General features: G+C 72.5%; 2 protein-coding genes. One reads left to right on the forward strand and one right to left on the reverse strand.

Annotated elements, in window-relative coordinates:
• Positions 1-231: 231 nt before the first annotated feature.
• Entirely contained in the window at positions 232-561 is a 330-nt protein-coding gene (locus HMPREF0731_RS19725) for a hypothetical protein (RefSeq protein ID WP_040614161.1), read from the reverse strand.
• A gap of 269 nt (positions 562-830) precedes the next feature.
• Between HMPREF0731_RS19725 and serA the strand changes: the two genes are divergently transcribed.
• Positions 831-2,096 carry a phosphoglycerate dehydrogenase gene (gene serA, locus HMPREF0731_RS19730; RefSeq protein WP_007005980.1) on the forward strand — a complete coding sequence of 422 codons (1,266 nt, stop codon included), beginning with the start codon at positions 831-833 and terminating at the stop codon, positions 2,094-2,096.
• Positions 2,097-2,152: the final 56 nt, after the last annotated feature.

The following is a 2,152-nucleotide window of genomic DNA, read 5'->3' on the forward strand; positions in this document are numbered from 1 at the left end:
CGGCCCGCCGCGCCCCCCCTCCCCCGCCCCGGCGAGGGGGCGCAAAAAAACCGGAGCAGCCCACAGGGCGGCTCCGGTCCAATGCAGCCTTCCGCCGCCCAGGCCGGCGGCGCGGACCAGGGGCGCATGCCCCTCCGGTCCATCCCGGCGCCGCCTCACGCCGGCGACACCCTCATCGTCACCTCAGTGCCGCGTCCCGCCGCAAAACCGGACGGCGGCAGCCCGGAAGAATCAAGCGGCGAGGCGGAGGGCGGGCTGGCGGCGCAGCAGCTCGGCGGCCCAGTGCGGGCCCTCGGCCAGCAGCTGGTCGATCTGCTGCGGGGTCAGGGTCTCGACATGCTCGCGCGCCGTGGTCGCTTCATGGTCCCAGCCCTGCAGGGCGGGCAGCGGCGGCAGGGCGCCGCCGGCCAGCGCCAGCGCGCGGCGCGCGGTGCAGAGCAGGCGCGCGGCCTCCTCCAGCCGCAGCCGGTCGGCCAGGCGGCCCTCGGCCAGCTCGTTCAACGCGTTCAGGGTCAGCCTCCGGCGGGTGGCCGGGGGCAGGTCCATCTTCTCGACAGCCATGGTGGGAAATCTCCGTTGCATCCCCGCTTCTTGCTTGCTTGGGCGCGGCGGGGCGTCTTCCCGCCACATGGCCATGTCGGCCGCTAACGGCAAGATGAATCGTGGATTCCGCCTCCCGCCTGCCGCATGGGGCCATGCGCGGCACGCGGCGGTGGCGGCACCGGGGCTGCTTGGGGGTGGCCCCGCCGACGGCGGACTGCCCGCAAATGCAGCCCAAGCCTGCCGGTTTCGCACTTCACGAAACCGCGCCATCCGGGCATCAACCCGCCATGTCCAAGCACAGCCCGCTGTCGAACCAGCGCATCTCCCTCCCCAAGGACCGCATCCGCATCCTTCTGCTGGAAGGCGTGGCGGACAGCGCCGTGTCGCTGCTCGGCGGCGCCGGCTACAGCAACGTCCAGCGCGAGTCGAAGGCGCTGGAGGGCGCGGCGCTGCGCGAGGCGCTGCAGGGTGTGCACCTGCTCGGCATCCGCTCGCGCACCCAGCTGACGCGGGAGGTGCTGGAGGCGGCGGACCGGCTGATCGCCGTGGGCTGCTTCTGCATCGGCACCAACCAGGTGGACCTGGCGGCGGCCAAGCAGCTCGGCATCCCGGTGTTCAACGCCCCCTTCTCCAACACCCGCAGCGTGGCGGAGCTGGTGATGGGCGAGATCGTCATGCTGCTGCGCCGCATCCCCGACCGCTCCCGCTCGGCGCATGAGGGGGGCTGGGACAAGTCGGCCACCCATTCGCGCGAGGTGCGCGGCAAGACGCTCGGCATCGTGGGCTATGGCAATATCGGCAGCCAGCTCTCGGTGCTGGCCGAGGCCTTCGGCATGCGCGTCATCTATTATGACACCGTGCCCAAGCTGCCGCATGGCAATGCGGTGGCCGCCGCCAGCCTGCACGACCTGCTGGGCGCGGCCGATGTGGTCAGCCTGCACGTGCCGGAGACGGCGGAGACCGCCGGCATGATCGGCGCCGCCGAGATCGCCGCCATGCGGTCCGGCGCCATCCTGATCAACAATGCCCGCGGCCGGGTGGTCGATCTCGACGCGGTGGCCGGGGCGCTGCGATCCGGCCATCTGCTGGGCGCCGCGGCCGATGTCTTCCCCGACGAGCCGAAGCGCAATGGCGAGCGTTTCGTCACCCCGCTGCAGGGCCTGCCCAACGTCATCCTGACGCCGCATATCGGCGGCAGCACGGAGGAGGCGCAGGACCGCATCGGCGAGGAGACGGCGCGCAAGCTGGCCGACTACTCCGACACCGGCGCGACGCTCGGCGCGGTGAACTTCCCCGAGGTGACGCTGCCGGCGCGGCCCAATGGCACGCGCTACATGCATGTCCACCGCAACGTCCCCGGCGTGCTGGCGGCGATGAACGAGGTGTTCAGCCGCTTCAGCCTGAACATCGGCGCCCAGTACCTGCAGACCGACCCCGAGATCGGCTATGTGGTGGTCGATGCCGAGAACGTCTCGGACCCCGAGGGGGTGCTGGCGGCGCTGCGGCAGATTCCCGGCACGCTGCGGGCGCGGCTGCTCTACGAGCGGTTCTGAACCGGGCGCCGCGCCGCCGGGGCGCGGGCGGCGGCCCCCGGCTCAGCCGGCGCGCC

This window comes from Pseudoroseomonas cervicalis ATCC 49957 (genome assembly GCF_000164635.1).
Lineage (GTDB): Bacteria > Pseudomonadota > Alphaproteobacteria > Acetobacterales > Acetobacteraceae > Pseudoroseomonas > Pseudoroseomonas cervicalis.

Bases quoted from the DNA above. Each gene is read 5' to 3' on its own strand.
- HMPREF0731_RS19725 (WP_040614161.1), bottom strand. From the start codon at position 561: ATGGCTGTCGAGAAGATGGACCTGCCCCCGGCCACCCGCCGGAGGCTG.
- serA (WP_007005980.1), top strand. From the start codon at position 831: ATGTCCAAGCACAGCCCGCTGTCGAACCAGCGCATCTCCCTCCCCAAG.